The organism is Rhodanobacter sp. UC4448_H15 (genome assembly GCF_052978265.1).
Genome location: NZ_CM129665.1, coordinates 3,624,970 through 3,644,528, shown reverse-complemented (window position 1 = coordinate 3,644,528; position 19,559 = coordinate 3,624,970). Strand labels below are relative to the sequence as shown.

At 67.8% G+C, this 19,559-nt stretch carries 21 protein-coding genes; 13 read left to right on the top strand and 8 right to left on the bottom strand.

Annotated elements, in window-relative coordinates; all coding sequences use genetic code 11:
* Positions 1-151: 151 nt before the first annotated feature.
* The 4 genes from ACVCMI_RS16715 to ACVCMI_RS16700 all read right to left on the bottom strand — a co-directional run bounded on the left by ACVCMI_RS16715 (position 152) and on the right by ACVCMI_RS16700 (position 5,330).
* Positions 152-1,531, bottom strand: a complete 1,380-nt coding sequence (locus ACVCMI_RS16715) for a leucyl aminopeptidase family protein (RefSeq protein ID WP_395120238.1) — start codon at positions 1,529-1,531, stop codon at positions 152-154.
* Positions 1,532-1,598: 67 nt separating this feature from the next.
* The gene (locus ACVCMI_RS16710) at positions 1,599-2,306 is read right to left on the bottom strand and encodes an HAD family hydrolase (RefSeq protein WP_447099522.1); all 708 of its coding nucleotides are present in this window, start codon (positions 2,304-2,306) and stop codon (positions 1,599-1,601) included.
* Between the two features lie 34 nt (positions 2,307-2,340).
* Complete coding sequence (locus ACVCMI_RS16705) at positions 2,341-3,654, bottom strand: LysM peptidoglycan-binding domain-containing protein (protein WP_447098028.1); 1,314 nt, start codon at positions 3,652-3,654, stop codon at positions 2,341-2,343.
* 284 nt (positions 3,655-3,938) lie between these two features.
* Positions 3,939-5,330: a Do family serine endopeptidase gene (locus tag ACVCMI_RS16700; protein ID WP_447098029.1), complete on the bottom strand. Its 1,392-nt coding sequence runs from the start codon at positions 5,328-5,330 to the stop codon at positions 3,939-3,941.
* A gap of 354 nt (positions 5,331-5,684) precedes the next feature.
* Between ACVCMI_RS16700 and ACVCMI_RS16695 the strand changes: the two genes are divergently transcribed.
* The 5 genes from ACVCMI_RS16695 to ACVCMI_RS16675 all read left to right on the top strand — a co-directional run bounded on the left by ACVCMI_RS16695 (position 5,685) and on the right by ACVCMI_RS16675 (position 11,409).
* The gene (locus ACVCMI_RS16695) at positions 5,685-8,969 is read left to right on the top strand and encodes an LAGLIDADG family homing endonuclease (RefSeq protein ID WP_447098030.1); all 3,285 of its coding nucleotides are present in this window, start codon (positions 5,685-5,687) and stop codon (positions 8,967-8,969) included.
* 63 nt (positions 8,970-9,032) lie between these two features.
* On the top strand, positions 9,033-9,611 hold the full coding sequence (locus tag ACVCMI_RS16690) for a hypothetical protein (protein ID WP_447098031.1): 579 nt from the start codon (positions 9,033-9,035) through the stop codon (positions 9,609-9,611).
* 99 nt (positions 9,612-9,710) lie between these two features.
* The gene (locus ACVCMI_RS16685; protein ID WP_447098032.1) at positions 9,711-10,457 is read left to right on the top strand and encodes a TSCPD domain-containing protein; all 747 of its coding nucleotides are present in this window, start codon (positions 9,711-9,713) and stop codon (positions 10,455-10,457) included.
* 31 nt (positions 10,458-10,488) lie between these two features.
* Positions 10,489-10,893, top strand: coding sequence for a hypothetical protein (locus tag ACVCMI_RS16680; protein WP_447098033.1), 405 nt, complete (start codon positions 10,489-10,491; stop codon positions 10,891-10,893).
* An 18-nt stretch (positions 10,894-10,911) separates the two neighbouring features.
* Positions 10,912-11,409, top strand: coding sequence for a hypothetical protein (locus ACVCMI_RS16675; RefSeq protein WP_447098034.1), 498 nt, complete (start codon positions 10,912-10,914; stop codon positions 11,407-11,409).
* A 316-nt stretch (positions 11,410-11,725) separates the two neighbouring features.
* Here the strand turns inward: ACVCMI_RS16675 and ACVCMI_RS16670 are convergent, their stop codons facing one another.
* Together ACVCMI_RS16670 and ACVCMI_RS16665 are read right to left on the bottom strand one after the other, a co-directional pair.
* Positions 11,726-12,541, bottom strand: coding sequence for a hypothetical protein (locus tag ACVCMI_RS16670; RefSeq protein ID WP_447098035.1), 816 nt, complete (start codon positions 12,539-12,541; stop codon positions 11,726-11,728).
* 114 nt (positions 12,542-12,655) lie between these two features.
* The gene (locus ACVCMI_RS16665; RefSeq protein WP_447098036.1) at positions 12,656-12,817 is read right to left on the bottom strand and encodes a hypothetical protein; all 162 of its coding nucleotides are present in this window, start codon (positions 12,815-12,817) and stop codon (positions 12,656-12,658) included.
* 205 nt (positions 12,818-13,022) lie between these two features.
* Between ACVCMI_RS16665 and ACVCMI_RS16660 the strand changes: the two genes are divergently transcribed.
* The 3 genes from ACVCMI_RS16660 to ACVCMI_RS16650 are packed head-to-tail and all read left to right on the top strand — an operon-like array spanning position 13,023 to position 15,016.
* A complete protein-coding gene (locus ACVCMI_RS16660) occupies positions 13,023-13,568 on the top strand; it encodes a hypothetical protein (protein WP_395120217.1) in 546 nt (181 codons plus the stop codon).
* Positions 13,569-13,574: 6 nt separating this feature from the next.
* Positions 13,575-14,528: a hypothetical protein gene (locus tag ACVCMI_RS16655; RefSeq protein ID WP_447098037.1), complete on the top strand. Its 954-nt coding sequence runs from the start codon at positions 13,575-13,577 to the stop codon at positions 14,526-14,528.
* Positions 14,529-14,530: 2 nt separating this feature from the next.
* Positions 14,531-15,016 (top strand): pilin, encoded by a 486-nt coding sequence (locus ACVCMI_RS16650; protein ID WP_447098038.1) that lies wholly within the window; start codon positions 14,531-14,533, stop codon positions 15,014-15,016.
* A 66-nt stretch (positions 15,017-15,082) separates the two neighbouring features.
* On the opposite strand, the gene ACVCMI_RS16645 is transcribed toward ACVCMI_RS16650, so the two are convergent.
* On the bottom strand, positions 15,083-15,436 hold the full coding sequence (locus ACVCMI_RS16645) for an ArsR/SmtB family transcription factor (protein WP_395120214.1): 354 nt from the start codon (positions 15,434-15,436) through the stop codon (positions 15,083-15,085).
* On the bottom strand, positions 15,420-15,911 hold the full coding sequence (locus ACVCMI_RS16640; RefSeq protein ID WP_447098039.1) for an SRPBCC family protein: 492 nt from the start codon (positions 15,909-15,911) through the stop codon (positions 15,420-15,422). The genes ACVCMI_RS16645 and ACVCMI_RS16640 overlap by 17 nt, the downstream gene beginning before the upstream one ends.
* A gap of 161 nt (positions 15,912-16,072) precedes the next feature.
* Between ACVCMI_RS16640 and ACVCMI_RS16635 the strand changes: the two genes are divergently transcribed.
* The 5 genes from ACVCMI_RS16635 (at position 16,073) to imuA (ending at position 19,549) form a co-directional block, all read left to right on the top strand.
* On the top strand, positions 16,073-16,375 hold the full coding sequence (locus ACVCMI_RS16635; RefSeq protein WP_447098040.1) for a hypothetical protein: 303 nt from the start codon (positions 16,073-16,075) through the stop codon (positions 16,373-16,375).
* A 53-nt stretch (positions 16,376-16,428) separates the two neighbouring features.
* Positions 16,429-17,088 (top strand): thiopurine S-methyltransferase, encoded by a 660-nt coding sequence (locus tag ACVCMI_RS16630; protein ID WP_447098041.1) that lies wholly within the window; start codon positions 16,429-16,431, stop codon positions 17,086-17,088.
* 82 nt (positions 17,089-17,170) lie between these two features.
* Positions 17,171-18,238 (top strand): tetratricopeptide repeat protein, encoded by a 1,068-nt coding sequence (locus ACVCMI_RS16625; protein ID WP_447098042.1) that lies wholly within the window; start codon positions 17,171-17,173, stop codon positions 18,236-18,238.
* Between the two features lie 64 nt (positions 18,239-18,302).
* Positions 18,303-18,923 (top strand): transcriptional repressor LexA, encoded by a 621-nt coding sequence (gene lexA, locus ACVCMI_RS16620; protein WP_395120209.1) that lies wholly within the window; start codon positions 18,303-18,305, stop codon positions 18,921-18,923.
* Positions 18,923-19,549 (top strand): translesion DNA synthesis-associated protein ImuA, encoded by a 627-nt coding sequence (gene imuA, locus ACVCMI_RS16615; protein ID WP_447098043.1) that lies wholly within the window; start codon positions 18,923-18,925, stop codon positions 19,547-19,549. Before lexA ends, imuA begins: the two co-directional genes overlap by 1 nt.
* The last annotated feature ends 10 nt before the right edge of the window (positions 19,550-19,559 follow it).

The window sequence follows — 19,559 nt, the reverse complement described above, 5'->3', positions numbered from 1 at the left end:
CTGGTGCCCCTTGTCCCCCCTCAGGCAATGTCGCAACCAGTTTCGGACCACGCCCAACGTTCGAGAGGTTACTCCCCCGAGGCTTCGTCGCACCACTGCACACGGCGCCGGGCGGAAGGGGGTGTCGGGCGTCGAGGTCGGCGGGTGCGGCTCAGTGCCCGTAACGCTCCTGCAGGAACGCGAACACCGCGCGCAGGCCCATTGCCTCGCCGCCGCGGGGGCGGCCGGGGCGGTCGGCGTCGTTCCAGGCGTAGGTATCCAGGTGCAGCCACGGCGTGCCGTCGGGGACGAAGCGTTCGAGATAGAGCGCGGCGGTGATCGCGCCGGCGTGGCGCGAGGCGCTGGAGTTGGCGAAGTCCGCCAGGTGGGAGTCCAGCATGCGCCGGTATGGACGCCACAGCGGCAGCCGCCACAGCGGGTCGGCCACGGCGTTACCGGCCTGCAGCACCGCGTCGGCCAGCGCGTCATCGTTGGCGAACAGGGCCGGCAGATCCGGGCCCAGCGCCACGCGGGCGGCGCCGGTGAGGGTGGCGAAGTCGATGATCAGCGCCGGTTGCTGTTCGCCGGCGTAGGCCAGCGCGTCGCACAGGATCAGCCGGCCCTCGGCGTCGGTGTTGTCCACTTCCACGGTATGGCCGGCGCGGGTGGTGATCACCTCGCCCGGGCGCATCGCGTTGCCGGCCACGGCGTTCTCCACCGCCGGCACCAGCAGGGTCAGCCGCACCGGCAGGTTGGCCTGCATCACCAGCCCGGCCAGCGCGATCGCGTGCGCGGCGCCGCCCATGTCCTTCTTCATCCAGCGCATGCCTTCGCCGCCCTTGAGGTTCAGGCCGCCGGTGTCGAAGCACACGCCCTTGCCGACGATCACCAGCCTGGGATGGTCGGGCTTGCCCCAGCTCAGTTCGACCAGCCGCGGCGCGCGATGGCTGGCGCGGCCCACGGCGTGGATGGTGGGGAAGTTCGCCTTGAGCAGTTCGTCGCCGACCCAGTCGCGCAGCTTCGCCTTGTGTGCCTTGGCCAGGGTCTTTATCGCCTCGCCGAGTTGCTCCGGGCCCATGTCCTGCGTGGGCGTGTTGACCAGGTCGCGCACGCGCGAGGTGGCCTCCACCAGCGGGGCCAGCCGGGCCAGTTCCTCGGCCGCCACGATCAGCCGCGCCGGGGCGCGTTTGGCTGCGCGGTAGCGGGTGAACTGGTAGGCGCCCAGCGCCCAGCCCAGCGTGGCCAGCGCGGTGTCGGCGAGCACGCCTTCGGCGGCCAGTTCGTAGGTGGCTTCGGGCAGGTGGCAGGGCAGGCCGGCCAGCGCGGCCAGCGGATCGGCCGGCGCCACGCCGACCAGCACGCGCGCCAGCTTGCCGGCTGCGTCGGGCACCAGAGCGAACGTGCCGGGCGCCGCGTCGAAGCCGCTGTCGCCGAGCCAGCGCCGCTGCGTCGCATCGAGCCGGCGGCGACTGGCCGCCAGGTGCGCGGCGTCGGTGGTCTCGACGGGGATGCCATGGCGCTGGCCAGGGCGGCGTTCGATCAGGGCGGACATGGGCAAATCCTTGCGGGGAAATGGCCCATGATGGACATGCCCGCGTCGAAGAACAATCGCAACGGCGTCAGTCGCGGCGGGAAGAGGCTTCCAGCCAGTCGGCCAGCGCCGCCAGGTCGGGCAGGTCGAGATCCGGCGGCGGGCCCATGCCGGGTGGCCACGGTTCGCCCTGGCGATTGATCCACGCCGTGCGCAAGCCGGCGTCGCGCGCGCCGGCCACGTCCAGCGCGGGGTCGTCGCCCACGTGCAGTACCTGTCCCGGTTCGACGCCGAGCAGCGCGGCTGCGGCAAGGAAGATGGCGCGGTCGGGCTTGCCCACGCCATGGTCGCGGGCGCAGACGTGATGGCGGAAATGCCGCTCGATGCCGATGCGGCGCAGGTCGGCGTTGCCGTTGGTCAGGCTCGCCAGCGGCCAGCGTGCGGCGATGCGTTCCAGCGCGCTTGGGCAGTCGGGGAACAGTTCCACCTGGTTGCGCGCGGCGAAATAGATTTCCCACAACGCGTCCACCGGCGCATCGGCGATGCCGCTGGCCTCGAACACATGGCGCAGGGTCAGCTGGCGCTGGGTGGTGAAATCGTGCGCCAGGTCGATCCGCTCGGCGGCCACTTTGGCGCGCAGTTGCCGCATCGCGGTGATCGGCCACGCACGCGCCACCTCCGGATGGTGCTGCTGCAGCCAGGCGTCGACGGCCCGGTCGGCCCGTTCCAGCGCGGGCAGCACCGGCCACAGCGTGTCGTCCAGATCCAGCGTCAGCGCCAGCGGACGCTGGACCATGCCGGCGCCCGCCTCTGCGGCGCGGCTCACCCGGTTATCGCTTGCTGACGCGCAACACCTGGCCCTGTTGCAGGTGGTCGCTCTTGAGCTGGTTCCACGCGCGCAATTGCGCCACCTCGACCGAATGTGCCTTGGCGATCGAGGACAGCGTGTCGCCGCGCACCACCTTGTACGTCGAATGGGTCTGCGTGGCGTCGGCGCTGACGCTGCGGAAATTCTTGCCGTTGGCCTGGCTCACCGTGGTGGCCGAGCCGCTGGCGCGCTCGACGCCGGTCACGGCGACGTTGCTGACGCTGCCGCTGACGCGCTCCAGCCGTGCATCGTTCGCCGCGCGCTCGCGGCGCGCTTCCAGCGCGTTGCGGGCCTGCACCGTGCGCTCCGACGTGGGCGCGATGGCGGCGCGGGACGCGTAGGTGGCGCCGGGCGCCGAGATCGGCGTGCCCTGCGACCGCGCGCGCGCGCCGACTTCGGCCAGGATCGTGCTGCGGCGCTCGGCATCCATCGCCGCCAGCCGCGCGCCGTCGTCGTAGGGCAGCACGCCGTGGCGACGCAGCGCAGCCTTGGCCGGCTCGGTCTTGAGGAAGTCCACGAAATCCTGCGCCTGCTCGGCCTTGGCGCTGTGCGGGTTGGTGACCAGGTACAGCGGGATGAACAGCGGGTAGCTGCCGTTGGCGATGTTCGCCGTGGTCGCCGTGCGGCCGTTGATCGGGATCGCCTTCAGCTTGGGGTTGTCACTGATGCCGGCCAGCATGGCCACGCCCAGGCCGTTCGGGTTCAGCGCGATGCCTTCTTCCAGCTTGCGCGTGTTGACGTACAGCCGCGGCGCGGCGACCGGCTGGTTGCCGCGGCCGAACAGCAGGCTGCGCAGGCTGTACTCCACGCCGTCGCCGGGGCTGGCCACCGCGTAGACGTCGATCGGCGCGTTGCGGCCGCCGACTTCGCTCCAGTTGTGGATCTTGCCGTAGTAGATGTCGTGCACCTGCTTCAGCGTGAGGCTGCCGATCGGGTTGGACGCCTGGGTGATGATCACCAGGCCGCTCCAGGCCACCGGGGTGAAGGTCAGCCGGTCGTTCTGCGTGCTGCCGTCGGAGGGGCGCGCGCTGCCGGCGAGGTCGGCGGTGCCGTTGCTCACCGCGTCGAGGCCCGAGGCGGTGTTGAACGGCTGCAGCTCGATGCGGCCGTGGCCGGCCTTCGTCCATGCCTTGCCCACTTCGTTCATCACCGCGTTGGCGGTGGCGTCGTCGCCGCGCCAGACCAGGCTGCCGGACTTGGTGGCCGCGGTTGCCGCGGTGGAGAAACAGGCGCCGATCAGGGCGAGGCAGAACAGGCGAGCAAAGCGTACGGACATGATGATGCGAAACCCCGGCGTGATGAACTCATGACATGGGCGGGTGAGCTGGCCGATCGGGCCGACCCACCCGTCTGGCGACTTGACGAAGGTGCGTGATCGAAAGCGGGTATGCAGCCGATGCGCGGTGCGTTCGACAAGCCGTCAGGATATTGGATCGGCCTGAACCCACAATATCAAGCGATTTCTGGCGTTTGCGTGACGATGCGTCACAGAGCGTGCGCGCGAACACGCCGTTCACGCGACCCACGTCCGGTTTTTCGCGCGGTCGCTTTGCCGCGTCGTCAGTTGATCAGTACGTAGTGGCTGCCGTCCGCATCGGCCACCACCAGCACCAACTGGCGCAGGCGCACACCGGCCAGCCCGCGCAGCATGCGCAGGCTGGTGAGGCGCTGGTTGCCGATGCCGACCACCACGTCGCCCGCACGCAGTCCCGCCTGGGCGGCGCGGCTGCCCGGCTGCACCGTGCTGACGGCGGCGCCGTACCAACCCTGGTCGCGCTGGCTCTGGCTCAGCTCGCTGAAACGCACGCCGGCCAGGCGCGGGTCGAGCTGGCCGCCGTCGAGGCTGGCCAGCTTCTCGGCGCTCAGCGTCGCATTGACCTGGCGCGGCTGGCCGTCGCGCACGATGCCCAGTTGCAGGCTGCTGCCCAGCGGCAGCAGGCCTTCGGTGTTGCGCAGCTGCTGCACGCTCTGCAGCGGCTTGCCGTTGAGCGAGGTCAGCACGTCGCCCGGCTGCAGCCCGGCGCGCGCGGCGGCCGAACCGTCGCCGACGCCGGTCACCACCACGCCCTTGCTCTCCTTCAGCCCCAGCGCCTGGGCGATGCGCGGGGTGATCGCCTGCGCCTGCAGGCCCAGGCTGCCGCGCTCGACCTTGCCATGCGCGATCAGCTGCTTCATCACCTCGGCGGTGAGGTTGCTGGGGATCGCGAAGCCGATGCCCACGTTGCCGCCCGAGGGCGAGAAGATCATCGTGTTGATGCCGACCAGCTCGCCGCGCAGGTTCACCAGCGGACCGCCGGAGTTGCCCGGGTTGATCGAGGCGTCGGTCTGGATGAAGTTCTGGTAGCTCGAATCGCCCAGGCCCGAGCGCCCCAGCGCCGAGACGATGCCGGCGGTCACCGTCTGGCCCAGGCCGAACGGTTCGCCCACCGCCACCACGTAGTCGCCCACGCGCAGGGTGGAGGAGTCGGCCATCGGCAGCGCGTGCAGGCCGCTGGCCCGGATCTGCACCACCGCCACGTCGGTGGCCGGGTCGGTGCCGATCAGCTTGCCCTTGAAGCTGCGCCCGTCCTGCAGCGTCACGCTGATGTCGTCGGCGCCGGCGACCACGTGGTTGTTGGTCAGGATGTAGCCCCTGGCGGCGTCCACGATCACGCCCGAACCCAGGCTCTGCTCCACGCGCTCGCGCGGCGTGGGCGGCAGGCCGAAGAACTGGCGCACCATCGGGTCGTCGAAATACGCATCGCGCACCGGCACGTGGGTGGTACTGGAAATGTTCACCACCGCCGGCGTCACCCGGGTCAGCATCGGCGCCAGCGACGGCATCGGCTGGCCGTCGATCGCCGCCGGCAAGGTGGCGGCGCGGCCGGCGCCCGGCAGCGTGCCGAACGCGATCACCAGCGCGGCCAGCAAGCCGGTCAACCACGACGGCACGGAGGGATGGTGAGGCGACATGAGGGGCTCCTTGGCGGGGGTGAGTTCGGCGCTGGTTCGACCGATCGGCGGCGTGCGGGTTCCCGCCGGCCGATGCCGCTCGCAGGACTTTACTTCCCGGAGCGGCAGGGTTAACTTCCTCCCTTGGTAACAACCACAACATCTTGTGTTGAAGCGCCAATGCCGAGACTAGCACTGGTGCCAACCGCGGCGTTCTTGGGGAGGAGCCACTGTTGTCGGAAAGCCAGGGGGCGGGCAGGCCGGGAGGTCGTTCCCGCCCGTGATCTTCGTCGCCGTCGCGTCGCGAGCGACACCCTTACATCCCAATAAAAATCAACGGGGGCCGCGAGGCCACACCGAGAGGTCAGCAAAACGATGAGCACAATGCGTGCGCCAGCCAACCACCCCGCCACCGGCCGTGATGCTGCCGTGGACATCCCGCTGCAACCCGCCTCGTGGGACATCTGGGACAAGAAGTATCGCCTGAAGACCAAGACCGGCGAGCCGGTCGACGGCAGCATCGACGAGACCTACCAGCGCGTGGCGCGCGCCCTGTCCGACGTGGAAGCCACCGACGAGCTGCGCGGCCACTGGTACGAGCGTTTCCTGTGGGCGCTGCGCCGCGGGGCCATCCCCGCCGGCCGCATCACCTCCAACGCCGGCGCGCTGGCGCACAAGCCGGCCACCAGCACGATCAACTGCACCGTTTCGGGCACCATCCACGATTCGATGGACGACATCCTGGAGAAGGTGCACGAGGCCGGCCTCACCCTGAAGGCCGGTTGCGGCATCGGCTACGAGTTCAGCACCCTGCGTCCGCGCAACGCCTATGTCTCCGGCGCCGGCGCGTACACCAGCGGCCCGCTGTCGTTCATGGACATCTACGACAAGATGTGCTTCACCGTCTCCAGCGCCGGCGGCCGCCGTGGCGCGCAGATGGGCACCTTCGACATCAGCCATCCGGACGCCAAGGAGTTCATCCGCGCCAAGCGCGAGGACGGCCGTCTGCGCCAGTTCAACCTGAGCCTGCTGATCACCGACGGCTTCATGGACGCGGTGGAAAACGACCAGGACTGGCCGCTGGTATTCCCGGTGCACGTCAAGGAGAAGGACGAGATCGATCTCGACGACCCCAGCAAGGTCGTCTGGCGCGAATGGCCGACCCACGAGAACTACGTCGACCGCGAAGACGGCCTGGTCGCCTGCAAGATCTACAGCCACATCCGCGCGCGGCACCTGTGGGACATGATCATGGTCTCGACGTACGACTACGCCGAGCCCGGGTTCATCCTGATCGACAAGGTCAACGAGATGAACAACAACTGGTGGTGCGAGCACATCCGCGCGACCAATCCCTGCGTCACGGCCGACACTTGGGTGCAGACCGCCGAAGGCCCGCGCCAGGTCAGTGACCTGCTCGGTCGAGGCTTCATGGCCCGCGTGGACGGCAACGATCACGCCACTGGCGCCGAGGGTTTCTTCCGCACCGCGACCAAGCCGGTGCTGGCGCTGCAGACCGAGGAAGGCCACCGCCTGCGCCTGACCGAGGACCACCGCGTGCGCCGCGTGTCGCGCCTGACCCGCTGGAGCGTGGACACCGAGTGGTGCGCCGCCGGCGCGCTGCAGCCTGGCGACCGCGTGCTGCTCAACGATCACCGCGCCAACGCGCAGTGGCCCGGTGCGCTGACCGGGGAGCAGGGCTACCTGCTCGGCCTGCTGGTCGGTGACGGCACGCTCAAGCACGAGGCCGCGGTGTTGTCGGTGTGGCCGCAGGCCGCCGTGATGAACGGCCCGGTGGATGGCGGTACCCGTGCGCTGATGGCCGAAGCCCTGCGCTGCGCCCGGACGCTGCCGCACCGTGCCGATTTCACCGGCTGGTCGGAAGTGGCCGGCCGCGGCGAGTTCCGCATGAAGTCCGCCGCGCTGCGTGACCTTGCGTTCGAGTTCGGCATGAATCCTGGCGACAAGGCGATCACGCCGGCGCTGGAGCAGGCGTCGAGCGAGGCCTATCGCGGCTTCCTGCGCGGCTTCTTCGACGCCGACGGTTCGGTGCAGGGCAGCCAGGCCAAGGGCGTGTCCGTGCGCCTGGCGCAGTCGGACCTGCCGCGGTTGGAAGCGGTACAGCGCATGCTGCTGCGCCTGGGCATGCCGTCACGGATCTATCGCGACCGCCGTGTCGCAGGTGAAAGCCTGTTGCCCGATGGTCATGGCGGCAGGCATGCCTATGCCACCCGGGCCCAGCACGAGCTGGTGATTGCCGGCGAGTCGCTGCCGCGTTTCGCCGAATTGATCGGCTTTGCCGACAGCGACAAGGCCGCGCGTCTGAAGGCCGCCTTGTCGGGCTACAAGCGTCACCTCAACCGCGAGCGCTTTGTCGCCACCGTGCAATCGCTGCAGGCCGATGGCGTCGAGGACGTCTACGACGTGCAGGTACCCGGCATCAACACCTTCGACGGCAACGGCCTGCACGCGCACAACTGCGGCGAACAGCCGTTGCCGCCCTACGGCTCGTGCCTGCTCGGCTCGGTCAACCTGACCAAGTTCGTGCGCGACCCGTTCGGGCCCAAGGCGCGTTTCGACTGGGAGGAATACCGCGAGGTGGTCAAGGTGTTCACCCGCATGCTCGACAACGTGGTCGAGATCAACGGCCTGCCGCTGGAGCAGCAGCGCAACGAGATCATGGGCAAGCGCCGCCACGGCATGGGCTTCCTGGGCCTGGGCTCCACCGTGACCATGCTCAAGCAGAGTTACGGCAGCGCCGAGGCGGTGGCGTTCACCGAGGACGTCTCGCGCGAAATGGCGCTGGCCGGCTGGGAAGTGGCGCTGGAGCTGGCGAAAGAGAAGGGCGCCGCGCCGGTGCTGCTGCGCGACTACACCGTCACCGGCGACATGCTGCGCAAGCGCCCGGAAATGGCGGCCGACGGCTACAAGATCGGCGACACCATCCCCGGCCGCGTGCTGCACGCGAAATACAGCCGCTACATGCAGCGCATCGCCACGGTGGCGCCGGAGCTGGTCGAGCAACTGGCCGAGACCGGCGCGCGTTTCACCCACCACACCTCGATCGCCCCCACCGGCACCATCTCGCTCAGCCTGGCCAACAACGCCAGCAACGGCATCGAGCCGAGCTTCGCGCACAGCTACTCGCGCAACGTGATCCGCGAAGGCAAGAAATCCAAGGAGAAGGTCGAGGTGCTCAGCTTCGAGCTGCTCGCCTACCGCGCGCTGATCAACGCCGAGGCCAGGCCGTTCACCGACGACGCCGCGCACAAGCTGCCCGACTACTTCGTCTCCGCCGACGACATCGGCCCGAAGCAGCACGTGGACATCCAGGCCGCCTCGCAGAAATGGATTGATTCGTCGATCTCCAAGACCGCCAACGTGCCCACCGATTACCCGTACGAAGACTTCAAGGACATCTACTTCTACGCCTACAAGCAGGGGCTCAAGGGATGCACCACGTTCCGCTTCAACCCCGCCGCTTTCCAGGGTGTGCTGGTCAAGGAATCGGACCTTGAAAACACCCTCTACCGCTTCGAGCTGGAGGACGGTAGTGTTGTCGAACTGAAAGGCAATGAGCAGGTGGAATACGACGGCGAGATGCATTCGGCCGCCAACCTCTTCGATGCCTTGAAGGAGGGTTACTACGGCAAGTTCTGAACTGCGCGCAGTTTCCCGAGGGCCACGGCACGTACTGACATTCATCGGAGGGGAACACCAGTTATGTCCATCGACAACGAGCTTGAGTCAAACAACAACCCAGCGGCCGCCGAGGCACCCGCCGTCGTGCTGCCCGTGCTGCCCGAGGTAGCGCCGGCCGCACCCGCCGCGGCCCCGGCGAAGAAGGCCCCGGCACGCCGCAAGGCCGCAGTGAAGAAGGCCGCACCGAAGAAGGCGGCGCCGAAGAAAAAGGCGGCCGCGAAGAAGGCGGCTCCGAAGAAGAAGGCCGCGACCAAGAAGGCTGCGCCTAAGAAGAAGGCCGCCGCGAAGAAAGCGGCTCCCAAGAAAAAGGCTGCAGCCAGGAATGCCGCGCCGAAGAAGGCTGCCGCCAAGAAAGCGGCAAGGAAGTCGGTGAAGAAGGCGGCCCCGAAGAAGGCTGTGCGCAAGAGCGCGAAGAAAGTGGCGAAGAAGGCGGTCAAGAAAGCCGCCGTCAAGCGCGCCAAGCCCGCCCGCAAGGCGGCAGGCAAGAAGTCGGTCGCCCGCAAGGCGGCCCCGAAGAAGGCGGCGGCAAAGAAGTCCGCCAGCAAGAAGAAGGCCGCCCCCAAGGCAGCCAAGAGGTCCACTGCCAGCAAGAAGAAGTAAGCCGTACCTCCATCCGGCCCGGCGTCGCGCCGGGCCGGATGGTTTTTCATGTCACACGTCGCCGCCATTGCGGCGCGCCCCAGCAAAGAAGCGAATCCCATGGCAATCAAGATCGACAAGAAGATCACCGGCTACAACGTGGTCAAGCCCGAGGACAAGGTTGCCGATGCGGCCGCCAGCGCGGCGAAGCAGGCCACCCCTGCCGCGCCCAAGCAGGCCGAAGTGATCCAGATGCACGAGAGTGTCGAGCGACCGGAAACCCTGGTCGGCTCCACCTTCAAGGTCAAGTCGCCGCTGTTCGAGCACGCCCTGTACGTCACCATCAACGACATCGTGCTCAACGCCGGCACCAAGTACGAGCAGCGCCGCCCCTTCGAGATCTTCATCAACTCGAAGAACATGGATCACTTCCAGTGGATCGTGGCGCTCACCCGCATCCTCTCCGCCGTGTTCCGCAAGGGCGGCGACGTGACGTTCATCGTGGAAGAGCTGAAAGCCGTGTTCGACCCCCGCGGCGGCTACTTCAAGGCCGGCGGCGTCTACATGCCCAGCATCGTCGCCGAGATCGGCTCGGTGGTGGAACAGCACATGAAGAACATCGGGCTGATCCATGATCCGGAAATGGATGAGGCGATGCGGAAGTTGATTGCGGAGAAGCGCGCCGCCTACGAGGCGATGGACTCAAAAAAAAACGCTGACGCCGGCGTGACTGCCAGCTCGACCGGTTCCGAAACCCTGACCTTTCCGCCCGGCTCGATGATGTGCGACAAGTGCAACACCAAGGCGCTGGTGCTGATGGACAACTGCCAGACTTGTCTGAATTGTGGGTATTCGAAGTGCGGGTGAGTTAATTCTGAGGAAGTCGCGGGGGGAATGTATGAAATCAGTTAGTGCAATTGCGTTAGCAATGTTCGTGATGATTTGCTCGGGATGTGTCCAAAATAATGCGAAGCCTGTGACAACTCGAAATAGCGAGCTTACACATGGCAACGTGCAGTTAAACATCAAGGTTGGACAGACGTCAAAGGCTGATGTGTTGGAGCATTTTGGTGCGCCAAACATCACCACGATCGACGGCTCCGGTCAGGAGGTCTGGTCATATCAGCGCCAAGCAACGGTGACTCAGTCCAGCTCGAGTAGCAACTACTGGACTGTAGTTCTTGCGGGAGGTGCGAATTCTGCTTCAGGTTTTGAGCAGACTCAGCGAACGATGACATTAATCATCAAGTTCGGAAAGAACAATCTGGTTTCTGATTTTAGAAGCAGATCAAGTGAATTCTGACGCACGGAGAAACAGGGGATGAAAAAGTTTATTATTGTTGGCTGCCTTGCTATAGCGGCCATGACAGGCTGTGCAACTTCGCCCAAGCCAACGCCAACCTCGTTGCAGATTCAGTCTTTCCAGACGAAAGAATTTGAAACAACGAAGACAATCGTCTTCGGCTCGGTTTTGAGCGTATTTCAGGACTTGGGGTATATCGTGCAGAGTGCCGATAAAGATACTGGGTTTATAACTGCTGCAAGCCCAACTTCCAACAAGACGGGTTTTTGGCAGGCGATGGTTGGTGTTGCGTCAAGCGGTCAAACGAAAGCTACAGCATTTGTTGAAGAGATTAGGCCAGGATACGTCCGCGTCCGCCTTAACTTTGTCAATACACGCAATAATTCTAGCGCGTACGGGCAGACCCAGGCGGAGGATACTCCCATCTTGGATCCGAAGCCCTACCAAGTGGCATTCGAAAAAATAGATGACGCCGTATTCGTAAGGAAAGGCGCTCTCACCTCCGGGCAGAATTAGTTAGCCGAGTTGGACAGTTTTAGGGCTCTCTCGATCCGTGTGGTTGACTTTCAGCCAATGGGCGTCTGAGCGGCATGTAAAATATAAAATAAGGGGTCAGGTTCATTATTCCGCGTAGGTTGAATGAACCTGACCTTGTTGTTCTGTTCTGTTCAATACGCGGCCGGGCGCACCGACTACCACGACGTGGAGCGCGACGCACTGGCGACACAATGCCGGCGCCTTGCCGTCGCACCTGAACCGGCAGTTGACGCCGTCCTGAGTGCGGGGCCGCTTCCCGGTTTCCCTCGCCGCCGTGCCGCGAGGGCGTCGCCGCTCAGTCCAGCAGCGTCAGCAGTGCTTCGTAGCGGATGTCGGCGGGTTCGCGCATGTTGGCTTCCATCCGGCGCAGCCATTCCAGCGTGCGGCGAGTCTGTTCGCGCTCCGCTTTCTGCGACAGGTCGAAGGTGACCGAATCGGCCACGTGGTGCAGCATCATCACGAAATCGCACGGCGCGCGGCAGGACTGCACCAGGCCGACGATCTGGAAGCCGATGTCCTGGACCTGCGACTTGATCGCGGTGCTGTCGCTGGTCCCGCCCAGCAGTTCCTGCGCCGCCTCGTCCAGGTAGACGTCCATGATCGCGTCGTTGGGGAAGGGCTCCCGCATGGCCTTCGCGACCTTGGCGGTGAGCGCGGGGTCGTCGGTCAATCGGCGGGTCAGGTTTCGCACGCGGGCGCGAACGTGTTCGATGGCCTTGTTGATGTCGGCGCGATCGGCGACGAGGTTGATCACGGCACCGTTGATCTCCTTCGCCACCCGCTCGGCGATCGCGTGGGCATCGGTGCCGACGATGCGCTGCACCCGGCCCTTCAGCGGGTCGCGCAGCGCCTTCTCGATCGCCGGCCCGCTGCGGCCGTGCAGCTGGAACATGGCCGTCATGACGGAGGCCAGGATCGGCCGCAGTTGCTCGCCCCAGTGCAGGATGTGGCGGCGGTCCTCCACCGGCCCCTTGCTTGCCTTCGAGTTGACCGGGATCTTGGCGGCCTTGGTGCCCCAGGGCGGGCGACCGACGAAGGTGACCTCGCCGTCCTCGCCGACGGACATGCCGAACTCGCCGCCGTCTGTGTCTTCGTCATCGCCATCGGACATCGACTGTTCCCCGTTGTGCCTGCCACGCAATATAGCGGGGCAGCCCCGGTGTGCGCCCGGGGTTCGGGCGTTGCCGGCAGATGCGTGGGGAACCGGGGTCGGTAGCCGCTGCCCTCACGACTTCTTCTTGCCGCCACCATCGCGCTTGTTCACGGTGGCCCAGGCGATGCGCTCGGCCGTCTTCTCCGACTTGCCCTTTTTCTTTTCGCTTTCCTCGATGTGGGATGCTTCGCGCTTCTGCTTGGCGGTGTACGAGGATTTGTCGCCCTTGGACATGGGAGTGCTCCAGAGTTAGATGGACGTCCTACGCCAGTGTCCGGGCGGGTGAATGCCCGGTCGTCGATGGATCATCGCCGCGTCATGGCGTCGAGGGGCCGCCACCCGCGTGATCGTGGCGGCGGCAACTTTCCACCGCGCACTTCGCAGGAGGGCCGCCAGGCAGTCGTTCCGGCGCCGCAGGACGCTGTGCTAGGCTCGAACGATGGGAGCAAGACTGCATCGGACAGCGATCGGCCGCACGCGTGAAGTGCGGGGGCCCGACGCGCTGGAACTCATTGCCGCTGGCGCGATCGTGGCAGCCGTGGTGGCGGTCGCCACGGGTTTCGGCAGCCGCGTGATGCTCATGGCGCAGACCCTGGACGCGGTCTCGCTGGCGTGGGCCCCGCAAGTCAACGCCCGGGTCTATCGCGCCGAACATGGTCGATGGCCCTCGGCGGGCGACCCGAACATCCTCGGCGACGCGCGCGCGGGGTCGCACGTGGAGAACCTCTCACTGGCGGAGGGTGGCGTCATCACGGCGCAGGTAGTGCTGGGCCAGTCGCTGCCGGCCGGCAACCGCAGCGGCGCGGTGGCGACAGGCGGTGTGCGGGGGCGGCTGTCGTTCCGCCCCGAGCTGATGGGGTCGGCCGAGGAGCCGACGGTTTCCTTCCTGTGCGGTTACGCCACGCCAGTGTCCGGAACGGTCGAGGCCACGGCCGCGAACCGGACCACCCTCCCCGTGGACTACCTCCCGCCCTCTTGCCGGTGATTGCGAATGGATGCCTTGAAGCTGGATGACTCCCGCGATTTCGTGACGCGCCAGTACGCGCATCTGCTCGCCAGCGGCCTGGACGAGCCGGCGGCGCATGCGCGGTTGCGCGAGGTGCTGGGCGCGGATGCCGTGGCGCTGCTCGGTGGCGGCGATGCGGCGGACGGCCCGGCCCGCTTCGCCGATGCCGGCTTGGGCCCGCGCCTGGCTGCGGCAGCGAAGGAACTTGGCGGCAGCGCGGCCGGCGTGCAAGCCGCGTTCATCCACTCGCTGGCCGAGGCGCGGCTGTTCGCGCTGGACTGGTGGCGGCCGGTGCGCACCTTTCTTTCGTACGTGCTGTTCCTGCTGGGCCTGGCGCTGGTGATCGCGCTCATCTACGCGACCTACGTGCTGCCGGCCTTCAGTCACCTCGACCGCACGCTGGGCGTGCACGGCGCCGCCGACTGGATCGCCGCGAACGGCGCCATCCGCCTGTTCGCGCCGCTGCTGGTGATGGCCATCGTGCTGGTGCTGCTGGCGACGCGATGGCTGCGCATGCGTCGTCGCATGGCGCAGCTGCAACCGCTGGGGCGCGCCCGTGCCGGCTGGCTGGATGGCAAGGGCGCGGCCGCCTACCAGGTGCTGCGCTGCCTGGAGTTTGCCGCTGCGCTCAAGGCGGCAGGGGTGACGGATGCGGCGGTGCTGGAGCCGGCCCTGCGGCTGGCCGGCTGGCCAGCGGGGACGCCGCTCGCCGGCGAACTGGGCGAAAAGCTCGCGCAGGCCGAGCGCCTGGGCACGTTCGGCGTGGAACTGGAATGGCAGCGCCGCCTGCACTGGACCACCGCCCAGGCCCAACTCGAATCGTCGCGCGACCGCCTGATCCTGGCCTCGCGCGTGCTGTTCTACATCCTGGTCGGCGTCATGGTCACGGTGCTTTACGTCCCGATCTTTTCAGTCGCCAGCATGGTGGGAGTGCATTGAGGATGACACGCAAACGCGGATTCACGCTTATCGAACTGATGATCGTCGTGGCCATCATCGGCATCCTCGCGGCGATCGCGATCCCGGCGTACCAGAGCTACGTCATTCGCGCGCAGACCACCGAGGCGTTCTCGCTGGGCTCGTTCGTGCAGCCGAAGATCGTCGACTACTACCGCCAGTTCGGCCACTTCCCCGCGGACAACCGCGCCAGCGGCGTGCCGTCGGCGGGGTCGATCATCGGCCACTACGTGGGCGCGGTGACCGTCGACGATGGCGTGATCAACATCCGTTTCCGCGACAAGAACATCAACAGCGCCCTGCAAGGCCAGGTGCTGAGCCTGCGGCCGCTGGTGGTGAAGGGCAGCCCGCACAGTCCGATCGCCTGGGCCTGCGGCGAGTCGCCGGCACCGGAGGGCATGTCGGCCATCGGCACCAACCGCACCACGCTCAAGGCCACCTATCTGCCGTCGAGCTGTCGCGCGCCATAGGCGCCCCGGCTTCGGCGCATCACGCCGCCGTTGCATCCACCGCGGCACCCCGGCAGCCCGCCGCCATCACGATTCGACAAAACGCTGCAGCCGCGCCAGCGCCGCGCCCCACTGCGCGCTGATCGCGTCCAGCGCCTGGCGCGCCTCGTCCAGCCGCGCCGGCGTGAACTCCCACAGCCGCTCGCGGCCCTGGCGCAAGTCCTGCACCAGGCCGGCATCGGCAAGCACCTGCAAATGCTTGGTGACGGCCTGGCGGGTGATGGTGGTACCCGCGGTGAGCTGCGCAATCGACAGCGCGCCGCCGGCACACAGCGCGACGACCAGCCGCAGCCGGGTGGCATCGCCCAGCGCGGCGAACACCGGCGCGCTGGCGGACAACGCGGCGGCCTTGCGCCGGGAGCGTTCAGTGCGCGGCGACATATTTCTCGATGTTGCCCATCTGCATGGCCCAGCCACCGGCGTTGGCGCGCAGTGCGGCGTCGCGGCGCGCGGCCGGCAACCGGTCGAAGCCGGACTCGGTGAGTCGCAGCATGATGCCCTCGGCCAACGCTTCGAGTTCAAAGGTGACCAGGGTGGTCGGCTCCTTGTCGTAGTCCATCCCCGCCTCGATCGCGTAGGGGTGCCAGCGCCAGGCGAACACGCGCATCGGTTCGATGCGCTCGACGTACAGCGTGAACGGCGTGCCGGCATGCGGCGCCTGCAACTTTGCGACGTCGGCGTCGACCTGGGTGGGCTGGATCGTGCCGGTGATCGGCTGCCCGGCGACGAAGGGGCCGTCCAGCGCCATGCCGAACCAGGCGCCGAATGCGCGGGCGTCGGTCAATGCGTGCCACACCCGTTCGAGCGGTGCACGGAGCAGGATGTGTTGTTCGATGCGATCGGTCGACGAACTCATGGGTCATCCTCAATGGCAACCTTTAGGTTGCATGATGCACGCGCCGCGCCTGATATGCAATCTTTCAGTTGCTCGATTGCTGCCGCCGGTTTCCAGTCGCCAGCACCTGTCGGGGAAGGCCTGCGATACTTCGCCGGCGTGGCGCGCAAGGGGGAAACGGCATGTCGTGGGGATGGACCTTGCTGGGAGTGTTCGGCCAGCTGCTGCTGGCGTATCTGCTGTTCATGCTGGTGGCATTTTCCGGCGGCGGCATGGCCAGCGGGCGTTCGCTGCGCCCGCGCCAGTTGCGGGTGCTGAACCTGTCGATCTTCGTGCTGCCCGGTGCCTGCCTGTGCAGCGCGCTCATCGTGCTGTGCCTGCAAGTGTGCGGTGGCGGCGCCGGTGCATACGCCTGGCATGCGCTGCCGCTGGTGGCCACCGTGCTGTATCTGGGCTATCTGCGCTGGCTGGTCCGGCACGGCTGAAGCGTCACGCACACCCTGTTACCGTGCGCGGGCATGTTCACCGGAGACAGGCCATGGAACCCGAATTCTGGCATCGGCGCTGGCGCGAGGGTCGCACCGGCTTTCATCAGGATCGACCCACGCCGTTGCTGCTCGCGCACTGGTCGGCGCTGGCACTGGCGCCGGACACCCGCGTGCTGGTGCCGCTGGCCGGCAAGTCGCTGGACATGGTCTGGCTGGCCGCGCAGGGGCATCGCGTGCTGGGCGTGGAGCTGTCGCCGCTGGCAGTGGAGCAGTTCTTCGCCGAACACGAACTGACGCCGCAGGTGTCCGCCTCGGCCTGTGGCCGTCGCCACGTGGCCGGCAACATCGAGCTGATCTGCGGCGACGTGTTCGGGCTCGATGCCGACCTCCTCGCCGATTGCTCGGCGGTGTACGACCGCGCCGCGCTGATCGCGCTGCCGCCGGAGCTGCGCCGTCGCTACGTGGACGAAGTGCATGCGCAGCTGCCTGCCGGCTGCCGCGGCCTGCTGATCACGCTCGACTATCCGCCGCACGAAAAGCAGGGCCCGCCGTTTGCCGTGTCCGAGGCCGAGGTGCGCGAGCGTTACGGCCGCGACTGGGTGGTGGAGTTGCTGGAGCGCCGCGACATCCTGGCCGAGCAGCCGGGCTTCGCCGCCGAAGGGGTGAGCGCACTGGAGACCGCCGCGTACCGGCTGCTGCGCAAGGCCTGATTCACCGCGCCGTTCGGTGCGTGCGAAAAGGTCTAGACTGGCCGCGTCAAACGTTCCCGCCTTGTGCGTGGAGGGTTCCGGCATGGTGGCCTGGATGCATGCGGCGATCCTGGCGTGGTCGGTGGCCACCGCGCCCGCCCCGGCCATGCCGCCGCCGGAGCCGATGCCGCCTCCCGAACAGGTCATGGCGATTCCGCCGGCCTTGCGCGCGCAACTGCAGCAGCAGGTCACCGGCGGCGGCGGGTCGGAGCGGCAGCGGCTGCAGCGCCTGGTGGCGTTCCTGTTCGATCCTTCCGGCCTGGGCATGACCTACGCCGCCGACGCCACCTTGACGGTGGCGCAGGCGTACCGGCTGCGCCAGGCCAACTGCCTCACCTTCACCCTGCTCACCATGGCGCTGGCGCGCGAGGCCGGGCTGGAGGCCCGCGCGCAGGAGATCGACGACGTCGTGGCCTGGCGCGTGCAGGACAACGTGGTCTACCGCTTCAACCACGTCAATGCGCAAGTCGCCATCGGCCGCATGCGCTACACCGTCGACGTGGCCCGCGACGAGGTGCTGGCGCGGCACCAGCCCGAGCCGATTCCCGACCAGCGCCTGCTGGCGCTCTACTACAACAACCGCGCCGCCGAATTGCTGGCCGACGATGACCCGAAGGTCGCCGCCCCCTACATGGCGATGACGCTGCAGCTGGCGCCGCGCTATGCCAGCGGCCGGGCCAATGCCGGCGTGTTGCAGCTGCGCCTGGGCGACCTGCGCGGCGCCGAGCGCAACTATCTGCAGGCGCTGGCGCTGGACCCGACGCATGCAGGCGCGCTGTTCAACCTGGTCACGCTGTATCGCAGCCAGGGCGACGAGGCGCGCCGCGCCCGCTTCCAGCAGCGACTGGAAAAGGTGCAGCAGAAGGACCCTTACTTCCAGTTCCTGCTGGCCATGGACGACGAAAAACGGGGCGACTACGCCGGCGCGGTGCAGCACTACCGGCGCGCCATCCGGCTGTACCACGGCGACCCGCGTTTCTACCTCGGGCTGGCCCGGGTCTATCGGCAACTGGGCGAGGAGCGCCATGCGCGGCGGGCCCTGCAACGTGCCGACGTGCTCGGCCGCAACGCCGACGCGGACCACCGCGCGCGGGTGCCGCTGCGCAATTGAGGTCGGCGGGGATGATTTCCGGGTACTTTCAATTTTCACCTTTTGAGGTGAAAATGCCGAAACCATGAGCCTGCACCTGACCAGCCGCCAGTCCAACATCCTCGAGTTCATCCGCGCCCGCGTGGCACGGGATGGGCAGGCGCCCACGCTGGAGGAGATCGGCCAGGCGATGGGCCTGCCCCACGTCAGCGCGGTGCTCAAACACGTGCGTTCGCTGGAGGCCAAGGGGCGGCTGGCGATCGAGCCGCACCGCTCGCGCGGCATCCGCCTGGTGGATGCGCCCGACGCGCTGGATGCCGATACCCTGGAGCTGCCGCTGGTCGGCCGCATCGCGGCCGGCGAGCCGCTGTTCTCCGAGTCGCGGATCGAGCGCAGCCTGCGCGTGTCGCGCTGGCTGTTCCGGCTCACGCCGGATTACCTGGTGCGGGTGGTCGGCGACTCGATGCGCGACGAGGGCATCCTCGACCAGGACCTGGTCGGCGTGCACGCCACGCCGGTGGCGCGGCACGGCCAGGTGGTGGCGGCGCGCGTCGGCGGCGACCGCTTCACGATCAAGCGGCTGTACTGGCAGGGCGAGGTGATCCGGCTGCTGCCGAACAGCCCCGGTTACCAGCCGATCGATCCCGACCCCACCGAGGATTTCGCCATCGAAGGCCTGTTCGCCGGCCTGCTGAGGGGCGGCTGATGGCGGCCGTGGTGCCACTGTCGAACCTGCTCGATGCGCGCCGGGTCTGGCGCGGCCGGGCCGAGCCGCCGCCGGCCGGCGAGCAGCCGACCGGCTGGGCCGCGCTGGATGCGGTACTGCCCAGCGGCGGCTGGCCGGCGGCGGCGCTGTCGGAAATCCTGCTGCCGCTGGATGGCGTGGGCGAACTGCAACTGGTGCTGCCCACGCTGGCGCGCCTCAGCCAGGGTGCGCGGCCGGTGGTGCTGGTGGCGCCGCCGTATCTGCCCTGCGTGGCCGGTTGGCGCCAGCACGGCGTGGACATGCGTCGGGTCGAGATCGTCAACGCGACCGAGGCCGACGTGCTGTGGGCGACGGAGCAATGCCTGCGCTCGGGCAGCTGCGCGGCGGTGCTGGCGTGGCCGCGGCAGGCGGACGATCGCGCGCTGCGGCGCCTGCAGGTGGCGGCCGACGGCGGCCGCGCGCTGGCCTTCGCGTTCCGTGATCGCCGGCATCTCTCCAATGCCTCGCCGGCGGCGTTGCGGCTGGAGCTGGAGGCACGGCCGCAGGCGCGGGTATGGGTGCGCAAATGCCGGGGCGGCGCGGTGCCGGCGCAACCGCTGCCGCTGCCCACCGCGGCGCTGCATTGATGGTGGCCGC

What these genes read in the sequence shown, in the direction of transcription:
- ACVCMI_RS16715 (WP_395120238.1), bottom strand. Translation starts at nt 1,531, where the DNA reads ATGTCCGCCCTGATCGAACGCCGCCCTGGCCAGCGCCATGGCATCCCC.
- ACVCMI_RS16710 (WP_447099522.1), bottom strand. Translation starts at nt 2,306, where the DNA reads ATGGTCCAGCGTCCGCTGGCGCTGACGCTGGATCTGGACGACACGCTG.
- ACVCMI_RS16705 (WP_447098028.1), bottom strand. Translation starts at nt 3,654, where the DNA reads ATGTCCGTACGCTTTGCTCGCCTGTTCTGCCTCGCCCTGATCGGCGCC.
- ACVCMI_RS16700 (WP_447098029.1), bottom strand. Translation starts at nt 5,330, where the DNA reads ATGTCGCCTCACCATCCCTCCGTGCCGTCGTGGTTGACCGGCTTGCTG.
- ACVCMI_RS16695 (WP_447098030.1), top strand. Translation starts at nt 5,685, where the DNA reads ATGAGCACAATGCGTGCGCCAGCCAACCACCCCGCCACCGGCCGTGAT.
- ACVCMI_RS16690 (WP_447098031.1), top strand. Translation starts at nt 9,033, where the DNA reads ATGTCCATCGACAACGAGCTTGAGTCAAACAACAACCCAGCGGCCGCC.
- ACVCMI_RS16685 (WP_447098032.1), top strand. Translation starts at nt 9,711, where the DNA reads ATGGCAATCAAGATCGACAAGAAGATCACCGGCTACAACGTGGTCAAG.
- ACVCMI_RS16680 (WP_447098033.1), top strand. Translation starts at nt 10,489, where the DNA reads ATGAAATCAGTTAGTGCAATTGCGTTAGCAATGTTCGTGATGATTTGC.
- ACVCMI_RS16675 (WP_447098034.1), top strand. Translation starts at nt 10,912, where the DNA reads ATGAAAAAGTTTATTATTGTTGGCTGCCTTGCTATAGCGGCCATGACA.
- ACVCMI_RS16670 (WP_447098035.1), bottom strand. Translation starts at nt 12,541, where the DNA reads ATGTCCGATGGCGATGACGAAGACACAGACGGCGGCGAGTTCGGCATG.
- ACVCMI_RS16665 (WP_447098036.1), bottom strand. Translation starts at nt 12,817, where the DNA reads ATGTCCAAGGGCGACAAATCCTCGTACACCGCCAAGCAGAAGCGCGAA.
- ACVCMI_RS16660 (WP_395120217.1), top strand. Translation starts at nt 13,023, where the DNA reads ATGGGAGCAAGACTGCATCGGACAGCGATCGGCCGCACGCGTGAAGTG.
- ACVCMI_RS16655 (WP_447098037.1), top strand. Translation starts at nt 13,575, where the DNA reads ATGGATGCCTTGAAGCTGGATGACTCCCGCGATTTCGTGACGCGCCAG.
- ACVCMI_RS16650 (WP_447098038.1), top strand. Translation starts at nt 14,531, where the DNA reads ATGACACGCAAACGCGGATTCACGCTTATCGAACTGATGATCGTCGTG.
- ACVCMI_RS16645 (WP_395120214.1), bottom strand. Translation starts at nt 15,436, where the DNA reads ATGTCGCCGCGCACTGAACGCTCCCGGCGCAAGGCCGCCGCGTTGTCC.
- ACVCMI_RS16640 (WP_447098039.1), bottom strand. Translation starts at nt 15,911, where the DNA reads ATGAGTTCGTCGACCGATCGCATCGAACAACACATCCTGCTCCGTGCA.
- ACVCMI_RS16635 (WP_447098040.1), top strand. Translation starts at nt 16,073, where the DNA reads ATGTCGTGGGGATGGACCTTGCTGGGAGTGTTCGGCCAGCTGCTGCTG.
- ACVCMI_RS16630 (WP_447098041.1), top strand. Translation starts at nt 16,429, where the DNA reads ATGGAACCCGAATTCTGGCATCGGCGCTGGCGCGAGGGTCGCACCGGC.
- ACVCMI_RS16625 (WP_447098042.1), top strand. Translation starts at nt 17,171, where the DNA reads ATGGTGGCCTGGATGCATGCGGCGATCCTGGCGTGGTCGGTGGCCACC.
- lexA (WP_395120209.1), top strand. Translation starts at nt 18,303, where the DNA reads ATGAGCCTGCACCTGACCAGCCGCCAGTCCAACATCCTCGAGTTCATC.
- imuA (WP_447098043.1), top strand. Translation starts at nt 18,923, where the DNA reads ATGGCGGCCGTGGTGCCACTGTCGAACCTGCTCGATGCGCGCCGGGTC.